Below are 24,272 nucleotides of genomic sequence, written 5' to 3'. Positions count from 1 at the left end.
CACACACCCACCTCGGGTTTTGGGGGGCGGGGGGGGGGGGGGGGGGCGGCCCGGGGGGGGGGGGGGGGCCCCCCCCCCCCCCGCCGCGATCAGATCGTCGGTGTCAGTTCAGGCTGAATCGCTGGTTGGCCTGTCCGCTGCAGTCGTAGATCTGGACCTGCTGGCCGTTGCCGGTGCCCCAGACGTCGAGGCAGCGTCCGGACTGTACGCCGGTGATCGTTCCGTTGGAGTTGACGTTCCACTGCTGGTTGGCCTGGCCGTTGCAGCTGTAGATCTGCACGGCCGAGCTGTTGCCGGATCCGGCGGCGTCCAGGCACATGCTGCCGTACACGGTGAGCTGCTTGCTCGACGTGAGCGTCCAGGCCTGGTTGGTCTGGCCGTTGCAGTCGTGGAGCTGGACCCGCGTGCCGTTGCTCTGCGACGCGTTCGGCACGTCGATGCACCGGCCCGACTGGGCGCCGACGATCCGGTTACCCGAACCCGCCGGTGGCGTGGTGGGTGGTGTGGTGGTCGGTGGCGTGGTCGTCGGTGGCGTGGTGGTGGGGCCGCCCCCGGTCGGTGAGGTCGTCGGCCCGGCCGCGTTGAGGGCGTTGAGCACCGAGGTGTACGCGGCCTTCTTGTTGCCGCTGCCGTCGAACAGCAGCGGGCTCTCACTGGAACGCCACGAGTCGCTGTCACGTACGCCCCAGACGGTGATGCCGACGCACCGGGGCACGTTGACGCAGGCCTGGGTCAGTCCGGCGTACTGCGAGGTCGACGCGTTGGTGACGTCGACCTCGGTCAGGGCAACGTCGACGCCGAGGGCGGCGAAGCTGGACAGGGTGGTCTGGAAGTTGCCCGGCAGTGAGCTGCCGCCGGTGAAGTGGGTCTGCAGGCCCACGCAGTCGATCGGCACGCCGCGGGACTTGAAGTCCTTGATCATGTTGTAGACGCCCTGCGTCTTGGCGTACGACCAGTTCTCGATGTTGTAGTCGTTGTAGCAGAGCTTGACCGACGGGTCGGCGGCGCGGGCCGTGCGGAACGCCACCTCGATCCAGTCGTTACCGGTCCCTTGCAGGTTGGACTGGCGCCGGCTGCCGTCCTCGTTGTACGCCTCGTTGACGACGTCCCAGTAGGCGAGTTTGCCCTTGTAGTGCGACATCACGCCGTTGATGTGGTCGATCATCGCCTGGCGCAGGCTGCTGCCGCTGAGGCTCTGCATCCAGCCCGGCTGCTGCGAGTGCCAGGCGAGGGTGTGGCCGCGGACCTTCATGCCGTGCTGGGTGGCCCAGTTGTAGACCTGATCGCCGGCACTGAAGTTGAACTGGCCCCGCTGGGGTTCGGTAGCGTCCGGCTTCATCTCGTTCTCGGGCGTCACCATATTGAACTCACGCCCGGCGATCGTGGTGTACGTCGAGTCACCCAGCCGGCCGGCCGCGATCGCCGTTCCGAAGTACCGGCCGGACTGCGCGGCGGCCGCGCCCAGGCTGCCCGCCGCGGCGTTCGCATTGGGCATCACCATCACGACGCCGACTGCCGCGACGGCGGCGACGGTCCCGCCGATCAGCGAACGGCGGCGCAAGGATCTTCTCCGCTGGGAGCCGGCGGAGTCGACCGGAGAACTGGCTTCCACAAAGCCTCCTTCATGGGTTCTGCGTCCCGGCCGTCGCACACGGCACGCGCGGTGGATCGCGGCCGCCGTGGGCGAGGGGAGTCGACCCGAACCGAAGAACGACGGGTTTCAATGTTCCGTCATGCTGACACGGCAGCAACTGTCGAGACAATACTTCCGGAAAACTTCCGAGAGGTATCAACGGTGGCGCTGCCCGACAGCAGAGCCTCTACCAGGCCGTTCGACATACGCCAGGCGTGAGAGTCTCGCAAACCCGCCGAGGCCTTGGCCGGATAGTCCCGCTAAGCGAAGGACACTCTCCGAAACTTCCGGCCGGAATGACAAAAGAGCGCCGAACGACCACGCCGCTACGCGTGCGGCGGGCAGAGGCGTCTTCACCGCCCCGAACCGGTACTTCAGCGTCGGCGGCATCGGCGGCTCCCTCGCGGGCACCTGAGCCCGCCTTTTGTCATACCTGATGTCCACTTCACCCGCCTGCTCCATCGCGAACGGCCGTCCGGCAGCCGGGCCACTGCCTCCGGCGGGTCAGAAAGCCCTATTTCCGCAGGCCCCTGACGAATAGGCTCGCGCTCATGACCGACGGCGACTGGAGGGATAGCGGGTTCCGGCAGCGTCGGCCCTCCGTCGAGACTCTCGCCTGGGTGGCGGCGTCGATGGGTCGGGGCAGTCGCGTCGTTGGCTGTCGCCGATTGACCGGTGGCGTCTGCTCCGCCGTCAATCGGCTGACTGTCGAGCGACGTGGAACGCGAACGTTCGTCGTACTGCGGCAGTACCCGGGCGGGCTCGACCTGCAGGGGAGCCTGGAGAAGGAGATCGCCAACCTTGGTGTGGTGGCGGGAAGCGGGCTCCCGGTTCCGGGCGTCCTGGCTGCTGATGTTGCTGGTGCTTCGACGGGGGGCGCGCCGTCGTTGCTGATGACACGGTTGCCGGGGCATGTCGACCTCAATCCGGCGGAACCCCGCTCGTGGATGACGAGGATCGCGGAGATTGCCGTATTGCTGCATTCACTCGATCTCCCCGCGAAGATGTTCAGACCTTGGACCGATTCCTGGATCGCTTCTCCGGACGGGTTCCGGGTGCCGGTCGACGCACCGAAGCCGGCCGTGTGGAAGGCGGCGTTCGCTGTCATGGCGGCGCCGCCGCCGAAGGACAGTGCCGTCTTTCTGCACTGCGACCTCCTGCCGGTCAACCTGCTGTGGTCGCGCGGGAGGATCACCGGACTGACCGACTGGAACTCCATCCATCGGGGGTCGCGCGCGATTGACGTCGGGCACTGCCGGCGATACCTGGCGGCGCTCTACTCGCCCGAGTGGTCGGAGCAGCTTCGGTCGCTCTATGAGTCGATCGCCGGGGTCACTCTCGATCCGTGGTGGGACCTGTATGCCCTGCTGCACTATGACGATAACGGGCCGAAGTGGATCCGTGGTCAGGTCGCCGGGCGCCGTCCCGTCGATGTGCCCGGCATGACTTCCCGGGTCGAGGTCGCTATCGAGACAGCGCTACAGCGCCTCGGATAACCGCGGGCAGCCTTGACATAGGTGAGTCCAGTCTTGACATAGATCGGTCCAGTCTTGACATGGATGGGTTCGGAAGGAAGGCTTCCTTCCAAACAGGCTGGCTTCCATTCAGGCGGCGCCATCCAGGCTTCCGACCCAACGGCGACATCAGCTCGCGCAACCAACCCGGGATGAAAGGCCGGGACCGCGCCCGGACCGGCCTGCGTCAATGTCTCCCCTGCTTGCCGACGATGATTCCTGCGGGTCGCTCGAGGCAACCGGAGCCCGGCCGGCAAACAGCCGGGCGCCCCCATGACGACCTCACCGGTTCAGCGCACGCAAGCGCGAAAGATGAGGAAAGTCATGTCCAAACGCATCAGTTCCAAGACCGTGAAGGCGGGAACGCTGACCGCCGTCGGCACCCTGGTCATCGCCTTCGGACTGGCCGCACCCCCGGCCGACGCCGCGGTGTCCTCCCCCGTACTGGCCTATCAGGAAGAGGGAGACGCGACGTCCCTCATAGCGGCCAGCGCGGCCGCGCTCGAACAGGTCGGCGTCGACGGTGTGAACATCTCCTCGAACGGAACGAGCGTCGGCCGCCCGGACTCGGACGCGACCGCACAGTTGGCCGCCGCTCACTCGCAGGGCAAGAAGGCCGAGGTCCTGATCGGCAACTTCTCGGAGTCGCTCGGTGATTTCGACGAGCCCGCGGCCCACAAGATGCTCGCCTCGACCACCAACATCAACGCGGTCGTCAACACGCTGAAGAGCGCGGTGAACTCGCAGGGCTGGGACGGGGTGGGCGTCGACCTGGAATCGTTGCAGGTGCGCGACACCTCGGGACTGCTCGCCTTCATCAAGGCGCTGAAGAACGCAATTCCGGGAAAGGCGGTGAGCATCGCCGTCACCTGCTTCACCAGCGAGCAGGAATTCCAGGACAACGGGTACAACCTGTCCGCGCTCGGGCAAGCCGTCGACCGCCTCGTCCTGATGGCGTACGACGAGCACGGCTTCGGTGACTCCGGTCCCGGTCCGATCGGCGCCCTGTCCTGGCAGACCACCGGCCTCGACCTCGTTCTCGGCCACATGAACGGCAACAACGGCAAGGTGATCCTCGGTGAGGCCGGCTACGGGTACCGGTGGTACAAGGACTGGAGCAGCGGCCACGTCGACCAGGTCTCGGACGCACAGGCCCGTTCCCTGGCCGGGTCCAAAGCGGTCTGGGACACCTCGGCGCACGAGTGGCACGCCACTCTGACGGACGGGTCGGTCATGTGGTGGGCCGACGCGAAATCCCTGGCCGACCGGCAATCGCTCGTCACCGGCCGTGGTGTGCACGGCCTGGCCGTGTGGGATCTCGGTCTGTCGGACCCGATCACCCATTCCTGACCTGGAAAGTAGCCTCCGCCTCGGCTGGAACGGCCGGGGCGGAGGCGCTCTACGCCGGGGGCAGCCCCGCGATCAACTGGGCTCGAGCGTGCTCGGCCGCCTCCGGTGCGGCACCGGCCAGCGCGAGGGCGTCGACGACCGGTCCGACGACGGGTGGGGCGTCGAGCACGACGACGTGCGTCCGCGGCGCGGATTCGGCAAGCTTTTCCCGTACGCGGTGGATGAGGCGTTCCGGGGCGTTCTGCAGTGCGCCTCCCCCCAGCACGACGGGCACCGCGGCGTGGATGAGGCCGAGGCGGGTCAGAAGCGCACCGGCCATGATCGCGACCTCGTCCGCCATCCGGTCCAGAATGGAGCACGCGACCGCGTCGCCCGCTTCCGCCACCGCATAGAGCACCGGCGTGAGAGTGATGATCTCCCGCCACGTCAGGTCGTGTTCGTCGACGGCGATCGCCACCTCCTCGGGCGAGTCGCGGCCGAAATGCGCCGCCACGGCCTCGCGCAGCGAGGTGGCCGGGCCGCGGCCGTCGCCGGCGCGAATCGCCGCCCCGAGCGCCGCCATGCCGAGGGACCGGCCGCCGCCCCAGTCGCCGGAGTGCGTGCCCAGGGCCAGGAACCGCGCGACACGGCCGTCGGGATGCACGCCGACCGCGTTGATCCCCGCGCCGCCGACCACCCCGACGCCTCCCCGGCCCGCCCGGCCCGCCCCGAGCACCGCGAAGGTGTCGTTGCGGACCACGAGGCGTTCGGCCACGCCGAGCTCGGCCAGTTCCTTGTGCATGAGCGCCTCGACCGGCTCGGTGTCGACGTTGGCGAGGTAGAAGGTGCCCACGCCGATCGGTGCGTCCGAGCGCAGGCCGGCCTCGGCCGCCCGCGACCGTGCGGTGCCGAGCAGGGCGGCCAGCCCGGTGACGGTGGCGGCCATGCCGTCCTGCTGCGGGCGGGTGCCGGCGCCGCGTACGCGCGCCCAGACGCGGCCCGAGGTGTCGGCGAGCACGAGGTCGGTCTTCGAGTTGCCGCCGTCCGCGCCGACGATCAGTTTTTCAGCCACGAATCGGCTCGGGCTTTGCGGCGGACGGGAAGCCGGCGGACGGGAAGAAGGCGGGCAGGAACCGCCGGTTGACCTCGAGCAGCTCGTCCAGCAGCGGCTCGACGAGATCCCATTCCCGCACGAGTGGATTGGCCAGCAGCGCGCGGGCCGCCACCGTACGGTCACCGGTCGTCGCCGCCTGCACGGCGAGGATCTCGTACGCGGTCACGGCCTGGACCAGTCCGAGCATCTCGGGGGGCAGGGGCGGGACGGGCAGCGGGTGAGCCCCCTGGGCGTCGACTGTCGCGCCCACCTCGACCACGGCGTCGCCGGGCAGTCCCGCGATGGTGCCGTCGTTACGGACGTTGACGTAATGGTGCGCGCCGTCGCCCGTCAGCAGGCTGGTGACCAGGGCCGCCGCGGCTTCGCTGTAGTAGGCGCCGCCCCGGCTTTCGAGCAGTTCCGGCTTGTGGTCCAACGCCGGGTCCGCGTACATGGCCAGCAGCTCCGCCTCGATTGCCTGCACCGCGGCCGCGCGGTGCTCGCCGCTCTGCTGGGCGGCGAGCTCGTGGGCGGTGTCCCAGAAATAGTGCAGGTAGTACGAGGGGATCGCCCGTAGCGCGCGCAGCAGCGAGGGGGAACCCGTGCGACCGGCGAGATCGTCCAGCAGCGGCCCGTCGAGGATCTCCGGCAGCCGATCGACGCCGTCGACGGTGACCGACCGGATCCACGACAGGTGGTTCAGGCCGGCGTGGCCCAGGCGCACCCGGTCGGCCTCGACACCGAAGGTCTGCGCGAAGCGGCGCTGGAACCCGATGCCGACGTTGCACAGGCCGAGGGCGCGGTGCCCGGCGTGCTGCAGGGCGCGGGTGACGATCCCGACCGGGTTGGTGAAGTCGACTATCCACGCTCCCGGCTCGGCCAGGGCGCGTACCCGGTCGGCGATGTCGAGGACGACCGGCACGGTACGCAGCGCCTTGGCGAATCCGCCCGCACCGGTGGTCTCCTGGCCGAGCAGCCCGTACCGGTTGGGTATGGTCTCGTCGGTCAGGCGGGCGGCCTGGCCGCCGACCCGCAGCTGAATCAGCACCGCGGCGGCGCCGCGGACGGCGTCGTCGAGGTCGGTGGAGCGCACGAGGCGTCCGGGAAACCCGGTGCGGTCGAGGATGCGCTGCGCGAGGGCCGCGACGACGGCGAGCCGGTCGGCGTCGACGTCATGCAGGACGAGCTCGTCGATCGCCAGCGTCCCGGCGCGGGCGCGGGCGGCGAAGCCCTCGATGAGTTCGGGCGTGTAGGTGCTGCCGCCGCCGACGACGGTGATTTTCACAGGTTCATCCTTTGACTCCGGTGGTGGTGATGCCCTCGACGAAGACCCGCTGGGCGAGAAAGAAGATGACCAGTACGGGCGCGAGGAACATCAACGAGGCGGCCATCTGAAGCTGGTACGCGCCCTGGTGGCCGGACTTGGCCAGTTGCGACAGTGCCACCGCCAGGGTCTGCCCGGTGGTGCTGTTGCCGGTGTAGAGCAGAGGGTTGTAGAAGTCGTTCCAGGCGTACAGGAACGCGAAGAGACCGACCGCGGCGAGGGCCGGTTTCGCGACCGGGACGACGACCCGGAGCAGGATGCGCCAGTCGTTCGCGCCGTCGATCCGCGCGGCTTCGATCATCTCCGACGGCAGCGTCATGAAGAACTGGCGCAGCAGGAAGATGCTGAACGCGTCGCCGAAGAACGACGGGACGATCAGGGGCTTCAGGCTGCCGATCCAGTGCAGGTTCGCATAGAGCACGTACAGCGGCAGGCTGGTGACCTGCGCCGGGATCATCATGGTGGCCAGCACGAGCAGGAACACCACCTCGCGCCCGCGCCAGCGCAGACGGCTCAGGGCGTACGCCACGGGCACCGACGAGAGCACGGTCCCGACCGCCGACAGCACCGCGTACAGCACGGTGTTGTAAAGGTCGTGCAGGAACGGCATCGCGTCGAAGACGGCGCCGAAGTTGTTCCACCGCCACGGGTGCGGGAACAGTGATCCGGTGCCGGCCTGGCGTTGCGTCATGAACGCCGTCAGCACGCTGATGACCAGCGGGGCCACGAACACCACGGCCAGAGCGATCGCCGGGGCGTGCTCGGCGACGACGTGCAGCGTACGGCGTCCCGCGCGCGCCTGCACCGCCGGCGCGTCGACCGTGGCGGGAGCGGTGAGCGTACTCATCGGCCACCTCCGCCGTACGACACCCAGCGTCGCGAGACCCGGATGAAGACGGCGGTCACGACCAGGATGACGGCGAACAGCATCCACGCCAGCGCCGAGGCGTACCCGGTCTTGAAGTACGAGAAGCCCTGCTGATAGATCTCGGTCGAATAGAACAGCAGGGACTGGTGCGGGTAGCCGAGGACCTGGTTGCTCGAGGTCCCGCCGTTGGAGGTGGCGCCGGAGACGACGAACGCCTCGGTGAAGTACTGGAAGGTGTAGATCATCCCGGTGATCAGCGAGAAGTAGATCACCGGCGAGATGCCCGGCAGCGTGACGTGCCAGAACCGCCTCCAGCCGCCGGCTCCGTCCAGCTCGGCCGCCTCGTACAGGTCGGCCGGTACATCGAGCATGGCCGCACCGACGATGACGATGACGTCGCCGGCCACCCAGAGCGCCATCAGCACCAGGCTCGGTTTGGTCCACGCCGGGTCGCCGAGCCAGCTCGGCCCGCGGACGCCGACCCACGAGAGCACGGTGTTGAGCGGACCGGCCGGGTTGAGCACGACGATGAAGGAAAGTGCGACGCCGACGACCGGCACCATCGACGGCAGATACATGATCGTGCGGTAGGCACGGGCGCCGCGCTTGACCCGGTTGATCGCCCACGCCACGAAGATCGCCCAGACCGTCCGCAGCGGCACCATGATCAGCACCATCCACAGCGTGTTCCGCACCCCGACCCAGAAGTCGTCGGCGTGCACGAGCGCCTGCACGTAATTGGCGAACCCGACGAACTTCGGAGTCAGCAGAGAGCCGGCCTGGTAGTCGGTCAGCGAGTAGTACAGCGCCGCGCCGACCGGGTACCCCAGGAACAGCACCACCCCGACGATGAAGGGCGAGCAGAACAGAACCACGGTCGTCCACCTGGTTGTGGACGCCGAGCGCCTTGCGGCCGTCGCCGTCATCAGTTCTTGGCCGCCGCGTTCAGCTGGTCGACCTTGCCGGCCGTCGTCGCGAGCATCGCCGTGGGGTCCGGCGTACCGGAGGACTGGTCGAAGGACTGGATGGCCGTACCCCAGGTGGTGCCGACCTCCGCGCTGGCCGGAGTCAGCGGCGTGTAACCCGAGCCGGGATCCTTGTTGATGGCGATCATCGTCGCCCAGTGCGGGTCACCGGCGTTCTTCCAGGCCGCCAGCGACGCGAACGTCGACGGCACGTTGGACACCTCCGTGGCCAGGTCGGTCAGGAACTCCGTGTCGGTCGCCATGTTGGCGATCGTGAACGCGGCCTCCTGCTGGTGGGCGGCCCTCGTCGGCAGGTACATCACCGTGCCGGCGGTCTCCCCTGCCCCCGGCGAGGCGTTGCTGCCGGCCAGCTTGGGCACCGGGACGATGCCGTAGTCGAGCTTCGGGGCGTTGTCCGCGAGCTCGCCGATGTGCCACTCGCCGTCGACCTCCATCGCCACCTTGCCGGCGGTGAACGGGTTCGACGCGTCGTCGGAGTGCGGCTGGTACTGGGCGACGAACCGCTTGACCTGGTCCTGGCCGTAGTAGGCGTCCAGGCGCTGGGCCCAGGTCAGCAGCTTGCCCCAGTTCGGGTCGGAGGCGATGGTGGTCTTGCCGTTGCTGTCGTAGAACGACGAGCCGGTGAGGTTGCCCTCGTACAGGGTGTTGTTGACGTTGTAGGCCTCGGCCGGCACGAAGCCCCACTGCTTGACGCTGCCGTCCGCGTTCCTGATCGTCAGCTTCTCGGCGTCGGCCCGCAGCTCGTCGAGCGTCTTCGGCGGGGTGCTGATGCCCGCCGCGCGGAACATCGCCTTGTTGTAATAGAGCCCGAACGCGTCGGTGAGCAGCGGCAACGCGCACTGTTGACCCTGGTATTGCATGTACTGGTAGTCGCCGACCGGGAACGTCTTGGCCAGGTCGATGCCGGCCGCACCCAGGTAGGGCTTCATGTCGGCGACGGTCTTGTTCTGGCAGAACTTGGCGACGCTGTCCGGAGAGCTCGAGATGAAGACGTCGGGGGGCGCGCCGGCGGCGACGGCCTTGGTGAAGTCGGCGTCGTCCTTGTTCTGCACGAGTTTGACGGTCAACCACGAGTAGCGGGTGTGCAGCCGGTCCGCGGCGGCCTGGAAGGCTTTGACCTCGTTCGGCAGATGCGTGAACGACCACACCGTCACGGTGGTCGCGGGGTGGCTGTCGCCGGGTTTGATGGCTACGGCCGGGCCGGAGGCGGCCGAGGAACCGCCGGTGCTGGTGCAGGCCGCGGCGGTCAGCAGGACGGCGGCGGCCAGGGCGACGGAAGCCGGCCGAAGGCGGCGCGGGAACGGCATCATAATCCCCTCCTGAGGTACGCGAAACAGGGTCAGATCGCCGATCAGGCCGGGTCAGTAGAAAGGCCGGGGACCACCAAACGCGCTCAACGGCGACTTGAATGGAAGGAAGCCTTCCTTCCAAACTCAGCCCTGTCAAGACTCCATATCCGGGCCCCTCATTGTCTGGGCCCCTCATTGTCTGGGCCCCTCATTGTGTGGGCCCCTCATTGTCTGGGCCCCTCATTGTCTGGGCCCCTCATTGTCTGGGCCCCTCGTTCCAGGTCAGGCACAAAACTCCCGCCCGGCGGCAATGGGGTCGCCGGTGGCGCGTATAGCCTTGGATCACCGCCGTCGCCTACGCGTGGCGAGCAAAGCTGACCGTCTCGGAGGGGGATAACAGGAGTGGAGCGGCCGGTGACGATGCGGGGCACGCCACAGGCGATGCGGGCGATCAACGACGGCTCGGCGCTGCGGCTGCTGCTGGAGCACGGACGGCTGTCCCGCACCGAGCTCGGCGCACTGACCGGGCTGTCCAAGCCGACCGCCTCGCAGACGCTCACCCGGCTGGAACGGGCCGGGCTGGTGATGTCCGTCGGACTGTCGACCCTCGGAACGCCGGGCCGCGCGGCCGAGCTCTACGAGATCAATCCGTCCGCCGGTTACGCCGTCGGGTTCGACGTCGAACCAGGCGTCATCCGGGCGGCGGCGGTCGACCTGTCCGGCGCGGTCGTGAGCCAGGTGCAGGTGGCCGGCAAACCAGGCGAGCGGGACGCCGTCGTCCACGTCACCCACGCGTACGACGAGCTGCTCGCCGCCTCGGGACTGTCGCGCGACCAGGTCGGCAGCGCGGTGGTCGGGGTGCAGGCCGGCTACGACCCGACGGCGAAGGCGCTCCGGCACGCGAAACACCTGCCCGGCTGGCAGGGCCCCGACATCCGCGACCGGCTCTCCACAGCCCTGGGCACCGGCGTCGAGATCGAGAACGACGTCAACCTGGTCGCCCTGGCCGAGTACGCCACGGGTGCCTCCACCGGCACCATGACCTCGGTACTGCTGTGGTCCGGCCGGGGCATCGGTGCCGCCGTCCTCATCGACGGCCGCCTGCATCGCGGCGCCACCGGCAGCGCCGGCGAGGTCGGCTACATACCGGTTCCGGGGCAACCCTTGCGCCCGCCGTCCGGCCGTAAGAGCGCCGGCGGCTTCGACCGCTCCTGCAGCGCGGTGGCGATCCGCGAGCTCGGCCGCTCACTGGGTCTGCACGGCACCGACGTCGTCAAAATGGTGCAAGCGGCGCTGACCGGCGGCCGTGGCACCGAAGAGTTCCTGGACGCGCTGGCCGCCCGCTATGCGACCGGCCTCACCGCGATCATCGCGGTCATCGATCCCGAAGTCGTCATCCTCGCCGGACCCCTCCTGCAGGCCGGCGGCGAGCACCTGCGGAGCCGCGTCGCCCACCACGTCGCCGAGCTCGGTTTGCGACCGGTGCCGACCAGGCTCGGCCTCGTGGTCGATCAGCCCGTACTGACCGGCTCCTGTCGGGTCGCGCTGTCCGCCCTCCGCGACACCATTTTCGCCGACACCGCCCGCCCAGCCGGCTCGTCGCGCCCGACCGGGTAGAGGTCACGGCGGAAGCCGCAGCCCCTGGACCGTCAGCGGCGCCGGTGCCAGCGCAGCGGTCCTGGGTTGACGGACCACCACACGCGACGCCACCACGGAAGCTGCTCCCGCAGGGCGTACGCGTAGGCGACGACCTGCTCACCCGCCCGCTCGGCCTGACCGCCGTCGGCAGCGCCCGGCGCGAACCCGACCGTGTTGATCCCGGCCACCAACTCGTCCAACGGAGGCAACGACGCGTCCGCCGGCCGTTCCAACGTCGCAACCGCGCCCGCCGGCACTACCGCCGCCGTCGGCGCCACCGCGCCCGCCGGCGCGACCGTGCCCGCCGGCGCGACCGTGCCCGCCGGCGCGAAGGGGCCCGCCGGCGCGAAGGGGGCCGCCGCCGGGGCAGCACGACGCAACACCCCTCGCCGCGGCGGGAGCGGTGAAGCCGCAAAGGCTGCGGCCTCGGTCGCCGCCAGATGCGGCGGCACCGGCCGCCCGGCCAGCCGCAACGCGTCCGTGAACTCCAGCCACGCGCCTTCGATGCGCGCATCCATCGAGCCGGAGGAGAGCCGTCGCCGTCGCAACGACCGGCGCATCAACACGACAACCCCGCCCGCCCCGGCCAGCAGCACCAGCACCGCCCCCGAGGCGGCGGAACCGACGACAACCCCCGACGGCCCTCCCCCATGGGCGGCCGCAAGCGCCGACGGAGCCACCGATGCGGACTCGGAAGGCGCGTCGGCCGGTGGCGTCGACGGGTCGGACGGGGGCGGCGGCTTCGGCGTGAAATCCTCCTCGACCGGCCGTGGGTCGTTCGACTTCGGCATCGGGTCGAACGCCACCCACCCCAGATCGTCGAACAACACTTCGGGCCAGGCGATCGCGTCGGCGGCGGTCACTTCACCACCCGCCGACGGCGCGTCGAATCCGACCGCTACCCGCGACGGCAGCCCGTCCAACCGGGCGAGCAGCGCGAACGACGCCGCGAACTGCTCCGACGTCCCCCGCTGACCTCCTTGACCGCGCGGCCCGAACAGGAAGAACTGCAAATTCGGGTACGCGTGCCCGCTCGGCGCGTCCGCCACTTTGCGATAGTGCGAGGACAGGAAGTCCTCGATCGCCGACGCCCGGTCGTAGGGCGCCCCGTTGCCGTCCTCCATCTGGTCGGCGAGCTTCTGGATCTCGTCCGGCACGTTCGGACCGACCACCAGGTAGCGGGCCACCGATGGCCCGCTCGGCGTCGAAGCACCCGGCAGTCCGTTGAGGTCGGGCGTCTGCACCACCGACGTGACCGTGTAGTGCAGCGCCGCGGTCAGCCCCTCGGGCCGGATCAGGGTGCCGGTGGCCTGGTCGAACGCGACCCGCGCCCCCTGCACCGCGTTCGGCGTCGGCACCACGGGCAGCAGCCGACCCGTGAGGCCCTGGACCGTTATGCTCTCGCGTACGTCGGTAATGTCCGCGCCGGCCAGGCGCGGCTCCTCCGGGAGCACCCGCCCGGCATTGCGATATGTCGCGCCCACTTTCCAGGTCACGCCGTCGTAGTCGGGCATCACCGCGAGCCGCAGCCGCACCTTTTTCGCCTTGAGCGGCGGCGTCACCGCCCCGACCGACAGCAGCTGCTGGTCCGGGCTGAGCGCCCAGCCGGAGATCCGGTTGAGCGGGCTCTCGTCCAGGCTGTCCACCTGCGGCGGTTGCACGTACTGCCGCGGATCGACCGGCTCGGCCGCGACCTGCGCGCCGATCCAGGGCCCGACGGCGACGACAAGGCCGAAGACCACGACGAGGCCGGCCGCTGCGCCGGCGAGGGCTCTCCCGCGTACGGCGGCGCGCGTCTTCGCCGAGACCTCGCGCAACGCACCGGCGTCAGCCGGTCGGGCGCTGACCGCGAGGGCAGCGACCGCCAGCCCGGCGAACGTCAACGTCGGCCGGCCGGCCGCCCCCGCGTTGGGACCAACCACATAGAGCGCCGCAACGTAGAGCACCGCAGCCGGCGCGATCCCGAACAGCACCCGCCCCGCCCGCACCGCGATCTCGGTGCCGGCCAGCCCCGCCAGCCAGGCCGCGATCACCGGCACGATCACCGTGTCGGGCGTAGGTTCGACCGGAATCATCGCGGTGAGCAGCCGCGGAATCCCGTTGACCAGCGAATCCCGCGCAATGTGAGCGAGCGTCCCGCTAGCGTCGGCGCGCTGCGCCGAGATCCACAAGGCCAAGATCCCGTACGCGCTGAGCACCGCAACCGACAGCGGAGCGACCGCCGACGGCGGCAGCCTTCGTGCCGCCACCCCGATCCCGACCGACCCGATCGCCGCCCCCGCCACGAGCTCGGCCAGCAGCGGCCCGGCAAAGATCCGCCCGAGCGCCACCCCGCTGAGCGCAATCATCCCGGCAAGCGCGACCGCAACGACGGCCGGCCGCACCCACCTCACCATCCGCGCACCCCGTCCCAGGCCGCCGCGAAGTCCTGGCCGGTGTCCGCCTCGATGACGATGAGGCCGTCCCCACCGGACACCGGGGCCGAGTCGCGGTCGCCGAACAGGGCCGCCATCACCACCGGGTAGGGCCCGCGCAGCGCACTGACCTCCCCCAGGTCCTTCCGCCCGCCCGGCCCGGTGAGGAAGACCAGCGTGTCGCCGAGCCGCTGGGTACGCATCCGCCGCAGCGTCCGCGTGAGGTCACCGTCGAGCAGCGAGGCCTCGGTGAGAACGTCCAGGTAGGGCCCGGCCTCCACGGTCGACACCAGGTGCAGGCTGACCGGCACGTCCTCCCGCGCCGCGGCCGCGACCACGGAAGCCGCCGCCTCGCAGGCCACCTCGAACGACTCCGCCGTCCCGTCCTGGACCTCCGGGTGGGCGACCGCCCGGTCGTCGAGCAGCACCACGATAGTCGGCTCCGCGGTGTCCAGTTGCTCGCGCACCATCAGCTCGCCGACCTTGGCCGAGCTGCGCCAGTGCACCCGCCGCAACTCGTCGCCGACCACGTACTCCCGCAGCGAATCAAAGGTGATCGTCCCTTGCGGCACCTTGTCGATCCGCCCGTCGAGGCTGCGCGCCATCCCCGCCGGAACCGCCCGCAGCAGGTGAATCCGCGGATGCACCCAGACCGCGGCGGTCTGTCCGTACGTCCGCGCCAGCGTCACCAACCCGAGCGGATCGCCGCGCGTGACCCGCAACGGCCCGACCGCCACGACCCCGCGCCGCGTGGTCGGCACCGGATAGGTCGCGGTGGTGTCCTTCCCCGGCCGCAGCCGCAGCAGCGGCACCGCAACGGCGTCGGGCCCGCACCGATCGGTGGCGACGAGGTTGGCCGCCCGCACCCGGCTGGTGTTGTGCACGGTAAGCGTCATCGCGGCCGGTTCCCCGCGCGCAACCCGGTCCGGGTCGGCGACGCGGTCGACGCCGAGCGTGGGCCGCCAGAACGCGAACAGCACCGCACAGACGACCGCAACGGCCGCGGCCGCCCCGAGCAGAGCCAGGTCGGGATACCCGAACGCGAACCCGCCCCAGAGCAACACAACAGCGGCGACCACGACCCCGACCCCCCGCGCCGTGATCCCCCGCCGAGGCACCCGAATCCGAGCCGCCACCAGCCGCGCTCCCGCACCGACCGGCTCGTCCGCGCCCACAGCCGACACGCTCGCGCTCGCAGCCGGTCCGTCGCCGTCCCCGCCGGCCACCCCAGCCACGCCGTCGTTGCCGTGTGGCGCGTCGCGCACCGGCGAGCCCGCAGCCGAGTCGGCCGACGCGTTTTGGCTCGCTGCCGAGGTCAATTCCTCGCCGTTTCCGGTCACCGCGCCCTGCCCCGCCGAGTACGCGCACCGCGCGTTTGCGAGATGCCGCTCAGAGCCGGGCCGCTCAGAGCCGGGCCGCTGCCGGTCGGCGGAGCGCTGCCGGCCGGCAGCGGCGGCTCATCGGCGGGGCGGCCCGCAGCGCCGCTCGCCGTGGTCACGCCCCGGCCGCGACGCGCTGCCCGTCGGGCAGCGGCACCGGCACCTGGCGGATCGCGTCGTCGAGCACCTCGGCCGCGGTGACGCCACGCAGCTGTGCGTCGGCCGACAGCAGGACCCGGTGTGCGAACACCGGCGCGAGCAGCGACTTCAGGTCTTCCGGCAGCACGTACCCGCGCCCGTTGATCAGCGCGAACGCACACGCCGCCCGGGTCAGCGCGATCACACCGCGGGGGCTCACCCCGACCCGCACCTGCGGATGGTTGCGGGTGGCCGCGGCGAGGCGTACCGCGTACGTGTAAAGCGGCTCCGCAATGTGGACCCGCATCGCCATCTTGACCATCTCGCCGATCGTGGCCGTGTCGGTGACCGGTTCCATCGCGTCCGGGGAGCGCATCGCCGCCCCTCGGAGCACCTCGACCTCGACCTCCTCGGAGGGGTAGCCGACCGACAGTTTGACCAGGAACCGGTCGAGCTGCGCCTCGGGCAGCCGGTAGGTGCCGTCCATCTCGACCGGGTTCTGCGTCGCCACCACGAGGAACGGCTGCGGCACCGGGTGCGGCACGCCGTCGACCGTGACCCGCCGTTCCTCCATCACCTCGAGCAGCGCCGACTGGGTCTTCGGCGACGCCCGGTTGATCTCGTCGGCGATCACGATGTTGGCGAACACCGGCCCGGGGTGAAACTCGAACCCGCGGCTCGCCTGGTTGAAGATCGTCACACCGGAGACGTCGGAGGGCAGCAGGTCGGGCGTGAACTGGATGCGCCGCCACTGCCCGCGGACCGACGCCGCCAGCGCCCGGGCCAGCGTGGTCTTGCCGACGCCGGGCACGTCTTCCAGCAGCACGTGCCCCTGGGCGAACAGCGCGGTCAGCGCCAGCCGCACCACGTCGGGCTTGCCGAGCACGACGGAGCCGATCCGGTCGGCGAGCTGCCCGGCCAGCTGGGCGAACATCTGGACGTGGTTCGGTGGTATCGGTTCGTGGGTGGTCACGGCGTCCTCAGCAGGTCGGCAGCGCGCCCAGCGTCGCCGCGTCGTCGTCGAAGTTGAGCCACGCCCACGGGATGTAGTTCTTCCCGCTGTATTTGACCTGGATCCACCAGGTGCTCTTCTTGTGGTCGTTGTAGATGTACGAGTCGATCTCGGTGCCCGACTTCTTGCAGTACGCCTGGAGCTCCCGCCCCGGCTTGGCCCAGCCCACCTGCTTGTCGTTGTCCTGCTCGGCGACGCTGAAGATCTCGTCGCCGTTGCGGGCGTCCGGCTTGTCCTTGTCGCAGTAGGTACTGGTTGCGGGGTCGGTCGTGTCCTTGTCATCGCAGGCCGCTTTGCCGAACAGGAGCGGGGTTTGCGCGCTCGCCTTGACCGAGGTCGTGCCGGCCACATTGGTCGCCGAGACCGTGAACGTGTACGACGTGCCCTGCTTCAGCGAGCCGGACTTCAGGCTGGAACAGCTGCCCGAATCCGACCCGCCCCCGCCCGACGCGGTCAGCTTGCAGCTGGCGCTCGACGCGCCGCCCTTGTCCACGCTCAGCGACACCGTGACCGCGTTCCAGTCCGTGCTCGTGCCGGTCACGGTGATCCGCGGTGCGGCCACCGTGGCGGCCGTCGCCGTGGCCACCTCGCCCGGGCCGGCCTCGTTGACCGCCCGCACCTCGACCGGCACGCTCGCACCGGCCTTGAGCCCGGTCAGCGTCGTGCTCGTCCCGCCGGTCACGTCGACCGACTTGCCACCGGCCGCCACCACGTACTTCGTGATCGGCCGCCCGTTGTCGGTCGGCGCCTGCCAGGCCACCTTGACCGCGCCGGACTGCGAGCCGTCGGTGCTCGCGTCGAGGTTGAGCGGCTTGCCGGGCGTCGTGAACGGCACCACGCTGGCCGACACCGGCGACGCCTTGGACCCGGCGCCGTGCTCGTTGACCGCGGTGACCGTGAACGCGTACTGCTTGCCGTACTCCAGCTGGCCGGCGGCGACGCTCAGCGACGTCTTGGTGCTGTCGCCGATCGGCGCGCTGCCGCCCTCGGAGATCGCCGTGACCGTGTAACGGCTGATCGCCAGCCCCTGGCCGTTGGCCTCGGGCCAGCTGACGTCCACCGTGCCGTCCGGCTTGGCCTCGGCGGTCACCGCGGCCGGCGCGTCGGGTACCTCGGAGGTCGGCCGCACCGAGTTGCTGGTCCTGGCCGGGCCGTCGCCCTTCCTGTTCACCGCGTGCACCGCGAACTGGTAGGTCTCACCGTTCGTCAGACCGGTCACGGCAAGCGACCGCTGGTCGGCCCCGACCTGGAACGTCTTGCCGGCACCCTGCACCACGTACCGCTGGATGGGCGCGCCGTTCGCGGCCGCCGCCTGCCAGCTCACCGTGGCCGACGCGTTCCCGGCCGCCGCGCGCACGTTGCGCGGCGGGCCCGGCTTGCTCACCAACGGCTTGCTCGGCTTACGCGGCGGGGGCGGCGGCGTCGGCGGGGTCTTCGGCGGGTCTCCACCGAGGATGTCGTCGGCGTACTTGTCGACCACGCGCACCGTGTGGGCGTCGTCGACCACGCGCGCGGTCGAGGAGTTGGGCGCGTTGATGAACAGGTAGCCCTCGCGGACCTCCATCTCGAGCGGGCCGCCCGGGTTCTTGAACCCGAAGCCCTTCTGCTCCTGACCCGCCGAGTCGAACACGTGCACCGCACCGCTCGCCGAGTCGGCCACGTAGAAGAAGCCCTGCCAGGCCACGGCCGGTTCCAGACCCGTACCGTCGCCGGGGACCGAGAAATCGGTCCGCCCGCCGGTCTTGTCGTTGACCACATAGACGTGCCGCGAGTCGCTGACCGTCACCGGCACCTGCTCGCCGTCGACCTTGTCGGACAGCTCGCCCGGCCCGCTCAGCGGCAGCGTCACGTCCTTGCGGATGTCGCTGCGGATCGTGGTCAGCTGGTTGGTCGTGCGGTCGAGCACCGCAACACCGTCGCGCATCGTCGAAAGCACCAGATCATGGCTGGGCGTCGCGACGGTCGTCGTCTTCAGCTGGCTCGCCCTCGGCGACGCCGCGGCCTGCCCACCCGTCGGCCCCGACGGCGTGGCGAGCGGCGTGATCGCCGTGACCGTGCCCTCGCTCGGCGACGCGATCCACAGCCGGCCCGTGCCATCGAACGTGCCACCGGCAATGCCCGGCGTGAAATGCAGCGCCTGCCCGATCGGCCCGAGCGTCGCCGGATCGATCTGCTGCACCTGCCCCTGCACCGTGTCGATCACGAACGCCGAATGCTCGTCGAGCGCCACCCGCACACCGAGCCCCGCACCCGCCGTCTGACTCTGATTCCACTGCTCCTGCAGCGTGCTCAGGTCCATCGTGCCGATCGCGCCGGTCGTCTGGTCGCGCAGGATCACGAACCGGTCGTTCTGCGCGATCGTCACCGCGTGCCCGTTGGCCTTCGGCACGTTGACCCGGGTGTCCACCTTGGCCGTGATGCCGTTGATCCGGGCGACCTCGCTCTTCGCCTCGCTCCACACCCACGAGGCCGCGTCGTAGCTGGCCACCGCCTGATCGGCCGACCCCAGCCCGAGCACCGTGAGCCCCAGGCCGGCCGTCAAGGCCAGCACCGTGCCCATGGTCACCAGATAGCCCTTACTCAGCCACCTGCGCCTGGCTGAAGCCGCCACGTCCACGCCATCTGCGCTGGTCACTGCCGATAACCTCCCCGTCCGGCCGCGTGCCCTCCTCAGGGACGCAGGCCATCATAGGGGGCCGCTCGCAGCCATCGATACCCGGAAGTCACGCCTGTGGATGAAGAAGGACACCCAGCGTGATCAACTACTTGCCTGTGGACGAACCCGGATCGGCGCTCGGACGGCTGGTACAACTTTGCGGAGACGTCGCGAACTGGTTCGCCTTGTAGACGGCGACCACCGCGAAACAGTAGTTGAGCTGCGTGCTCAATCCGCCCGCACGATAGGAGGTCTTCCCAGGTCCGAGCGTTGCCATCGGCTTCAGCTCCTCGCCCGGATGCGCCATCACGATCATGAAGGAGACGGTCCCGGACGTCGGATCCTTCCAGGTGATCTCGATCTCGGCACCACGGTCACGCAGCTGCACACCGGCCGGCGGCTTCCCGGCCAGAGTTGGCACATCTGAAGCAGTTGCGTTGCTGTTGTCATCACCACGGCCGGCAAGAACAAAGACCAACGCGGCCACAGCGATCACCGACGCAAGACCCGCGGCGATCGCCGCGAAGACACTCACGCCCCTCTTCTTGTACGCGACGTCGCCGCCGACAGAAGCACCACCGGTAGTCATCGGCATTGCCGGCGACGGCGCCAGACCCAGCCCTTGACCCGCCGGCGCGAAAGGAGCCGGCTGCCCCGCACCAGGCCCGTGCGATTGGCCGGACGGCACCCACACCGCCTGATCGGGCCCGCGCTGGGCCGGCAGCCGGGGCATGCCCCGTTCAGTCCCAGCGCCGGAAGCACCGAACCGCTGAGCCGCGGCCGCCCCGGGCGGTGTCGACGGGGCGGCGGCCTGTCGGTCGTCACCACGAGGTGTGATCGTCGGCTGAAAAACGGTCGGCTCGTCAACGCCGTCCGGCGAGCGACGCGGCGGCGGCGTCCACACCGGCGCGGCGGCAGGCGGAGGCTCGACCAGCCCCGGCTCGGGAAACGGAGGCACGGACGGAACCGGTGTGACCAGCGTGAGATTCGGTGGTGAAACCCCCGGGACTGCCGGGTTTGCGGTCGGGGACGCTTGCGGGCGTACGGATTCAGGCGCATGCCCCAGATAGGCCTGCGCCCGGCCGACCGCCTCGTGGTTGGCACCCAGCGCCGCCGGCCCGTACTCCGCAACCCGGGTGAACGCCTTGCGCGCCTCGTGGCGGTTGCCGAGCTCCTCAGCCACCACCCCGATGTCGTGCGAGATCTCCACCATCAGCGGATCGTGATCCCCGAGCCGCCACTGCCCCGCCGCGTAGGCTTCCTCCAGGACGCGGCGCGCCGACGGGTAATCGTCGAGCCGCTGATAGATCCGGCCAAGGTGACAACCGGTCAGCAGCACGTCCGGATCGTCCTCGGCCAGGTTGACCCGGCCAAGCTCAACCGCCTTCTCCAGGAGCTCACGGGCCCCGACAAGATCACCTGACGCAGCAAGCTCCTGAGCCCGCCGCCGGGCCGGGCCAAGAGGGGACGCTTCCGACACGACCGCCATGCTGCCCGCTACACCCTCCCCGCGCCAGGCCAGCCCAACGTTATGCGACAAATGTCTATGGCCGACCCTCCCTGCGGGGGCCGCCGGGGGCCGTGTACAGTTCTCTCCTGTGCGGCCCGCTGGGGCGCCGATCGCGAGTGTACTTTTCGAGGTCGGAGCAGGTATGGGTCGATGCAGGTCCGGGTGGCGGAATGGCAGACGCGCTAGCTTGAGGTGCTAGTGCCCTTTATCGGGCGTGGGGGTTCAAGTCCCCCTCCGGACACAATCCTGGTGCACTCATGCACTATCCGACGTAGGCGGGTTCAAGCATCCTTGAACCCGCCTTTTGAGTATCTACCGCATGGTCAAAACCGGTCAGCCGGGTCTGGCGGTGGTTGCCGTGGCTGACGCCCTCTCCGCCGCCGTCATCCCCTCGCTGATACCGCCTGGCAAGGCAGAGGCAGCTCGCTGGCAGGCTCCGGCGGCGCCGATGCGGCGGCCGCCGCTCCCGTTGATCAAGCTGACGGAAAGGCGTAAAGGCACCGCGGTCTACGGGCTGACGACGTTGGGCCACAACGGCCGGCTCGCCGATAACAAGGTCTTCGGTGCGCTCGGCTGGGTTGCCGATGTCCGGCTCGACATTCGCCAGAGTGCGAATCTGATTCTGGTCGCCGCCGACGAGCACGGGCTGTTCGGGCTCGACAAGCTGGGACGTTTTCATCTGCCCGCCGCGGCCCGGAACTTCTGCCGGCTCCACACCGGTGACCGGCTGTTGCTCGCGGCCTATCCCGACGGTGGCCTGCTGGTCGTTCACGCTCCCGCGGCGCTGGACGAGGTCGTGGAGCGCGTCTACGCCGAGGCCCTTGAGGGTGAGAGCCGATGAATAGAGCATCGCTCGATTCGGCAGGGCTCGAGGCGGCTCGGCTGCTGCTGGAACGAATGGGTATCTCGCCGAGCGATCTGCTGGAGGCCGGGCCGCCCCGGCCAGCAGCACCGACGTTCGCGGAGTACGTGCCCATCGTGCGCGCTTCGATCAGCACCGGGACTTTGCGCTGTTACGGAACGTATTTCGATCGGGTCGTGGCGCGGTGGGGGTCGCGGGGCATCGATCAGGTGAATGCGTCCGATGTGCGCAGCCTCGTGGCCGACATCAAGGCCGATGCCGTGCAGCGCCGAAACTCGCGCGGCGGGCGCAGCGCCGCGGAGAACGCGATTTCGGCGCTGCGGTGCCTGTATCGGCGGGCGGAGGCGGACGGGTATCTGAGCGAGGCGGAGAACCCGGCGTTGAAGGTGGCGAAGCCGAAGCGTCTGGTGAGTACACGGCGGGCGCTACCGGACGCTCGTCTGGCGGAGATCAACGAAGTGGCGGTCGGCGGCGGTGACGACCCGGCGCTGGACGGCCTGATCATCCGGCTGCACATCGAGACGGCGTGCCGCCGTGGCGGCGCGCTGGGTTTGCGGCCGATGGATTTGGACGTCGAGCAGTGCTTGATCATGCTGCGGGAGAAGGGCGGCACGTTTCGGTGGCAGCCCGTTTCGCCAACTCTGATGTCGCACCTGGTGTCGCATGCGGTGGAGCGCGGGGCCGCGTCGGATGGTCAGTTGCTGCGGTATCGGCGCGGGCGCGGCCCGATCACGTACCGGCGGTACGACCATCTATGGGTGCGGATCGGTCTGGCGCTGACGTGGGTGGCGGTGCAGCAGATCAGCACCCACTGGCTGCGGCACACCACGTTGACGTGGGTGGAACGAAACTTCGGTGCTGCGGTGGCACGGGCGTACGCGGGGCATTCGGAGAGCGGCGGCGGTGACGTGGGGACGATCGCCGTCTACACGAAGGCGAGCATGACCGAGCTGGCGGCGGCGCTGTCTGCGTTGACGGGTGAGCCGCATCCGCTGTGTGCCGCCGGGTCGTAGCGCGGGTCGTGCGTTTCAGGCGTTCGTGACGGCTGGGCCGAAGTTTCCCGCGGGGAGCTGCGGTCCGGCCATTTCCTGATGGCGCCAGTACGTGAGGGTGTCCGGTGAGCCCGTCATCGCGGACAGTGCCAGCGGGTGCGATTCGCCGGTGAGGGCGGCCAGGGCGAGGGCTACCTCGTAGAGCTGGGCGCGGACGTAGGTGGCGGTGGTGCCGATGCTGCGGCCGTCTTCGTGGCCGGCGTAGGCGCGGGCGACGGCGTATCCGAAGCGTCGTTCCACCCAGGTCAGGGTCGTGTGCCGCAGCCAGTGGGTGCTGATCTGCTGCACGGCGACCCAGGGAAGGTGTTTACCGAGGCGTTGCCACAGGTAGTCGTAGCGTCGGCTGGTGATGGGACGACCTCGGCGGTATCGCAGGATTTTGTCGTGCGGGTGCCGTCCGCCGCGTTGGGTGAAGTGTTCGCGCAGGGCCCGCATCAGGGTCGGTGAGACGGGCTGCCAGCGGTCGGTTTCGCCCTTCTCGTGCAGGTGGATCAGACACTGCTCAGGATCAAGGTCGGCCTGGGTGAGCGCGAGCGCGCCCGCACGGCGGCAGGCCGTCTCGAGGTGCAGGCGCAGGACCAGTCCGTCGAGGTCTGGGTCATTACCGGTCGTGGTGGCGGTCTGGAAGATCGCGGCGAGTTGGTGGTCGGGCAGGCTGTGGCGGTTACTGGCGAGGCGCCGTGGCTTGGCGACGCGGATCGCGGGGTTGTTGGCCGGGGTGATGAGCCGGTCGGCTTCGGCGTGTTTGTAGAGGCAGCGCATAGCGGAGATGAGGTGTTCGGCTGCGCTACGGCCGCCGCGGGAGTTGCTTCGGACGACCGCGTCGTCCTTGACGTGTTGGGCGAGGGCGTTGATCTCAGTGGCGGTGGGTTCGTCCAGCCGTCGTCGTCCCCAGGTGGCGCGAATCTTGTTCCAGTAGGTGTCGTAGGCGTGTCGGGTTCCGTCGCTGACCGCTTCCACGACCCGGTCGATGTATTCGTCGAACGTGGGGATCGGTTCTGCCGGTGGGGCGCCTTCGAGTAGCTGTTCAGGCCGTAGCCCGAGCCGGGCGAGAAGGAGGCGCGCGGCGTCCAACTCCGGGTCAGCCGGCGAGGGCATCGCTGATCCCGGCCAGGTGTTCGCGCAGGCGACTCGCCACCATGCCATCGACCGCCGGCATCGTCCAGATGACTAATAGTTCTGGCAAGCGGTAGGCGGCGACGAGCACCTGTTCTCGGTTGTGGACATCGCATCGATGACGAGTCAACGCAGGAAGCAGCAGAAACCCGTCTTTGGTGATCGCGCTGTTGCCGTTTGGTGCTGCTCGTGCAGTGATCGTGTCGGCTGAAGCCTCGATCGCGATGTGTTGTCTTGCGGGCCAGCCCAGCTCCCTGATCAAGGATCGGTCGGCGAGTCGTCCGTTGTGGCCCACTCTGGTCAATGTGTAGTGGACGTTGGCGTCGCGGTTGCGGCGGGGCAGCGTGGGCATCGGAAGTCCCGGGCGGCGCATCGCCACTGCCATGTCTTGTTGAATGCGCCCGGCGCCGGTCTGGTTGCCGGTCATATCCTTGCTCCGCTCGGTGCAGAAACTCGGCT

The 24,272-nt window shown here is 69.7% G+C and carries 18 protein-coding genes and 1 tRNA gene; 6 read left to right on the top strand and 13 right to left on the bottom strand.

Going from position 1 to position 24,272, the window contains the following annotated elements:
* Positions 1-103 precede the first annotated feature (103 nt).
* Entirely contained in the window at positions 104-1,501 is a 1,398-nt protein-coding gene (locus tag ACIA5C_RS21055) for an endo-1,4-beta-xylanase (protein WP_396057684.1), read from the bottom strand.
* A 683-nt stretch (positions 1,502-2,184) separates the two neighbouring features.
* On the opposite strand from ACIA5C_RS21055, the gene ACIA5C_RS21050 reads away from it, so the two are divergent.
* Positions 2,185-3,129 (top strand): phosphotransferase family protein, encoded by a 945-nt coding sequence (locus ACIA5C_RS21050; protein ID WP_396056980.1) that lies wholly within the window; start codon positions 2,185-2,187, stop codon positions 3,127-3,129.
* A gap of 342 nt (positions 3,130-3,471) precedes the next feature.
* Entirely contained in the window at positions 3,472-4,497 is a 1,026-nt protein-coding gene (locus tag ACIA5C_RS21045) for a glycosyl hydrolase family 18 protein (RefSeq protein WP_396056978.1), read from the top strand.
* Between the two features lie 49 nt (positions 4,498-4,546).
* Here ACIA5C_RS21045 and ACIA5C_RS21040 read toward each other — a convergent pair whose 3' ends face one another.
* From ACIA5C_RS21040 to ACIA5C_RS21020, 5 genes are read right to left on the bottom strand one after another with little or no spacing between them, the layout of a single operon-like run.
* On the bottom strand, positions 4,547-5,548 hold the full coding sequence (locus tag ACIA5C_RS21040; protein WP_396056976.1) for an N-acetylglucosamine kinase: 1,002 nt from the start codon (positions 5,546-5,548) through the stop codon (positions 4,547-4,549).
* Positions 5,541-6,854, bottom strand: coding sequence for a 6-phospho-beta-glucosidase (locus ACIA5C_RS21035; RefSeq protein WP_396056974.1), 1,314 nt, complete (start codon positions 6,852-6,854; stop codon positions 5,541-5,543). The genes ACIA5C_RS21040 and ACIA5C_RS21035 overlap by 8 nt, the downstream gene beginning before the upstream one ends.
* 4 nt (positions 6,855-6,858) lie before the next feature.
* The gene (locus tag ACIA5C_RS21030) at positions 6,859-7,740 is read right to left on the bottom strand and encodes a carbohydrate ABC transporter permease (RefSeq protein WP_396056972.1); all 882 of its coding nucleotides are present in this window, start codon (positions 7,738-7,740) and stop codon (positions 6,859-6,861) included.
* The gene (locus ACIA5C_RS21025; RefSeq protein ID WP_396056970.1) at positions 7,737-8,636 is read right to left on the bottom strand and encodes a carbohydrate ABC transporter permease; all 900 of its coding nucleotides are present in this window, start codon (positions 8,634-8,636) and stop codon (positions 7,737-7,739) included. Before ACIA5C_RS21025 ends, ACIA5C_RS21030 begins: the two co-directional genes overlap by 4 nt.
* 50 nt (positions 8,637-8,686) lie before the next feature.
* On the bottom strand, positions 8,687-10,057 hold the full coding sequence (locus ACIA5C_RS21020; protein ID WP_396056968.1) for an extracellular solute-binding protein: 1,371 nt from the start codon (positions 10,055-10,057) through the stop codon (positions 8,687-8,689).
* A gap of 399 nt (positions 10,058-10,456) precedes the next feature.
* Between ACIA5C_RS21020 and ACIA5C_RS21015 the strand changes: the two genes are divergently transcribed.
* Complete coding sequence (locus ACIA5C_RS21015; RefSeq protein ID WP_396057682.1) at positions 10,457-11,653, top strand: ROK family protein; 1,197 nt, start codon at positions 10,457-10,459, stop codon at positions 11,651-11,653.
* Positions 11,654-11,685: 32 nt separating this feature from the next.
* On the opposite strand, the gene ACIA5C_RS21010 is transcribed toward ACIA5C_RS21015, so the two are convergent.
* From ACIA5C_RS21010 to ACIA5C_RS20990, 5 genes are all read right to left on the bottom strand, one after another.
* Positions 11,686-14,070 (bottom strand): DUF3488 and transglutaminase-like domain-containing protein, encoded by a 2,385-nt coding sequence (locus tag ACIA5C_RS21010; protein WP_396056966.1) that lies wholly within the window; start codon positions 14,068-14,070, stop codon positions 11,686-11,688.
* Positions 14,064-15,167, bottom strand: a complete 1,104-nt coding sequence (locus ACIA5C_RS21005; RefSeq protein ID WP_396056963.1) for a DUF58 domain-containing protein — start codon at positions 15,165-15,167, stop codon at positions 14,064-14,066. Before ACIA5C_RS21005 ends, ACIA5C_RS21010 begins: the two co-directional genes overlap by 7 nt.
* A 415-nt stretch (positions 15,168-15,582) precedes the next feature.
* Complete coding sequence (locus tag ACIA5C_RS21000; RefSeq protein WP_396057680.1) at positions 15,583-16,539, bottom strand: AAA family ATPase; 957 nt, start codon at positions 16,537-16,539, stop codon at positions 15,583-15,585.
* 46 nt (positions 16,540-16,585) lie between these two features.
* On the bottom strand, positions 16,586-19,177 hold the full coding sequence (locus tag ACIA5C_RS20995; RefSeq protein WP_396057678.1) for a fibronectin type III domain-containing protein: 2,592 nt from the start codon (positions 19,175-19,177) through the stop codon (positions 16,586-16,588).
* Between the two features lie 202 nt (positions 19,178-19,379).
* Positions 19,380-20,762, bottom strand: coding sequence for a tetratricopeptide repeat protein (locus ACIA5C_RS20990; RefSeq protein ID WP_396056961.1), 1,383 nt, complete (start codon positions 20,760-20,762; stop codon positions 19,380-19,382).
* A 177-nt stretch (positions 20,763-20,939) separates the two neighbouring features.
* Between ACIA5C_RS20990 and ACIA5C_RS20985 the strand changes: the two genes are divergently transcribed.
* The 3 genes from ACIA5C_RS20985 (at position 20,940) to ACIA5C_RS20975 (ending at position 22,658) form a co-directional block, all read left to right on the top strand.
* A tRNA-Leu gene (locus ACIA5C_RS20985) sits at positions 20,940-21,024 on the top strand.
* Between the two features lie 78 nt (positions 21,025-21,102).
* Positions 21,103-21,624, top strand: a complete 522-nt coding sequence (locus tag ACIA5C_RS20980) for a hypothetical protein (RefSeq protein ID WP_396056959.1) — start codon at positions 21,103-21,105, stop codon at positions 21,622-21,624.
* Complete coding sequence (locus ACIA5C_RS20975) at positions 21,621-22,658, top strand: site-specific integrase (protein ID WP_364106237.1); 1,038 nt, start codon at positions 21,621-21,623, stop codon at positions 22,656-22,658. Before ACIA5C_RS20980 ends, ACIA5C_RS20975 begins: the two co-directional genes overlap by 4 nt.
* Positions 22,659-22,673: 15 nt before the next feature.
* Here the strand turns inward: ACIA5C_RS20975 and ACIA5C_RS20970 are convergent, their stop codons facing one another.
* Both ACIA5C_RS20970 and ACIA5C_RS20965 read right to left on the bottom strand, forming a co-directional pair.
* Complete coding sequence (locus tag ACIA5C_RS20970) at positions 22,674-23,795, bottom strand: tyrosine-type recombinase/integrase (protein WP_396056957.1); 1,122 nt, start codon at positions 23,793-23,795, stop codon at positions 22,674-22,676.
* Positions 23,779-24,240, bottom strand: a complete 462-nt coding sequence (locus ACIA5C_RS20965) for a hypothetical protein (protein WP_396056955.1) — start codon at positions 24,238-24,240, stop codon at positions 23,779-23,781. The genes ACIA5C_RS20970 and ACIA5C_RS20965 overlap by 17 nt, the downstream gene beginning before the upstream one ends.
* Positions 24,241-24,272 lie beyond the last annotated feature (32 nt).

This window comes from Actinoplanes sp. NPDC051343 (assembly GCF_044455125.1).
Lineage (GTDB): Bacteria > Actinomycetota > Actinomycetes > Mycobacteriales > Micromonosporaceae > Actinoplanes.
This window is presented reverse-complemented; position numbering and strand designations above follow the sequence as displayed.

Coding starts and splice junctions, on each gene's coding strand:
- ACIA5C_RS21050 (WP_396056980.1), top strand. CDS start 2,185: ATGACCGACGGCGACTGGAGGGATAGCGGGTTCCGGCAGCGTCGGCCC.
- ACIA5C_RS21010 (WP_396056966.1), bottom strand. CDS start 14,070: ATGGTGAGGTGGGTGCGGCCGGCCGTCGTTGCGGTCGCGCTTGCCGGG.
- ACIA5C_RS20975 (WP_364106237.1), top strand. CDS start 21,621: ATGAATAGAGCATCGCTCGATTCGGCAGGGCTCGAGGCGGCTCGGCTG.
- ACIA5C_RS21030 (WP_396056972.1), bottom strand. CDS start 7,740: ATGAGTACGCTCACCGCTCCCGCCACGGTCGACGCGCCGGCGGTGCAG.
- ACIA5C_RS20970 (WP_396056957.1), bottom strand. CDS start 23,795: ATGCCCTCGCCGGCTGACCCGGAGTTGGACGCCGCGCGCCTCCTTCTC.
- ACIA5C_RS21055 (WP_396057684.1), bottom strand. CDS start 1,501: ATGGTGATGCCCAATGCGAACGCCGCGGCGGGCAGCCTGGGCGCGGCC.
- ACIA5C_RS20965 (WP_396056955.1), bottom strand. CDS start 24,240: ATGACCGGCAACCAGACCGGCGCCGGGCGCATTCAACAAGACATGGCA.
- ACIA5C_RS21015 (WP_396057682.1), top strand. CDS start 10,457: ATGCGGGGCACGCCACAGGCGATGCGGGCGATCAACGACGGCTCGGCG.
- ACIA5C_RS21045 (WP_396056978.1), top strand. CDS start 3,472: ATGTCCAAACGCATCAGTTCCAAGACCGTGAAGGCGGGAACGCTGACC.
- ACIA5C_RS20990 (WP_396056961.1), bottom strand. CDS start 20,762: ATGGCGGTCGTGTCGGAAGCGTCCCCTCTTGGCCCGGCCCGGCGGCGG.
- ACIA5C_RS21000 (WP_396057680.1), bottom strand. CDS start 16,539: ATGTTCGCCCAGCTGGCCGGGCAGCTCGCCGACCGGATCGGCTCCGTC.
- ACIA5C_RS20980 (WP_396056959.1), top strand. CDS start 21,103: ATGGTCAAAACCGGTCAGCCGGGTCTGGCGGTGGTTGCCGTGGCTGAC.
- ACIA5C_RS20995 (WP_396057678.1), bottom strand. CDS start 19,177: ATGGGCACGGTGCTGGCCTTGACGGCCGGCCTGGGGCTCACGGTGCTC.
- ACIA5C_RS21020 (WP_396056968.1), bottom strand. CDS start 10,057: ATGATGCCGTTCCCGCGCCGCCTTCGGCCGGCTTCCGTCGCCCTGGCC.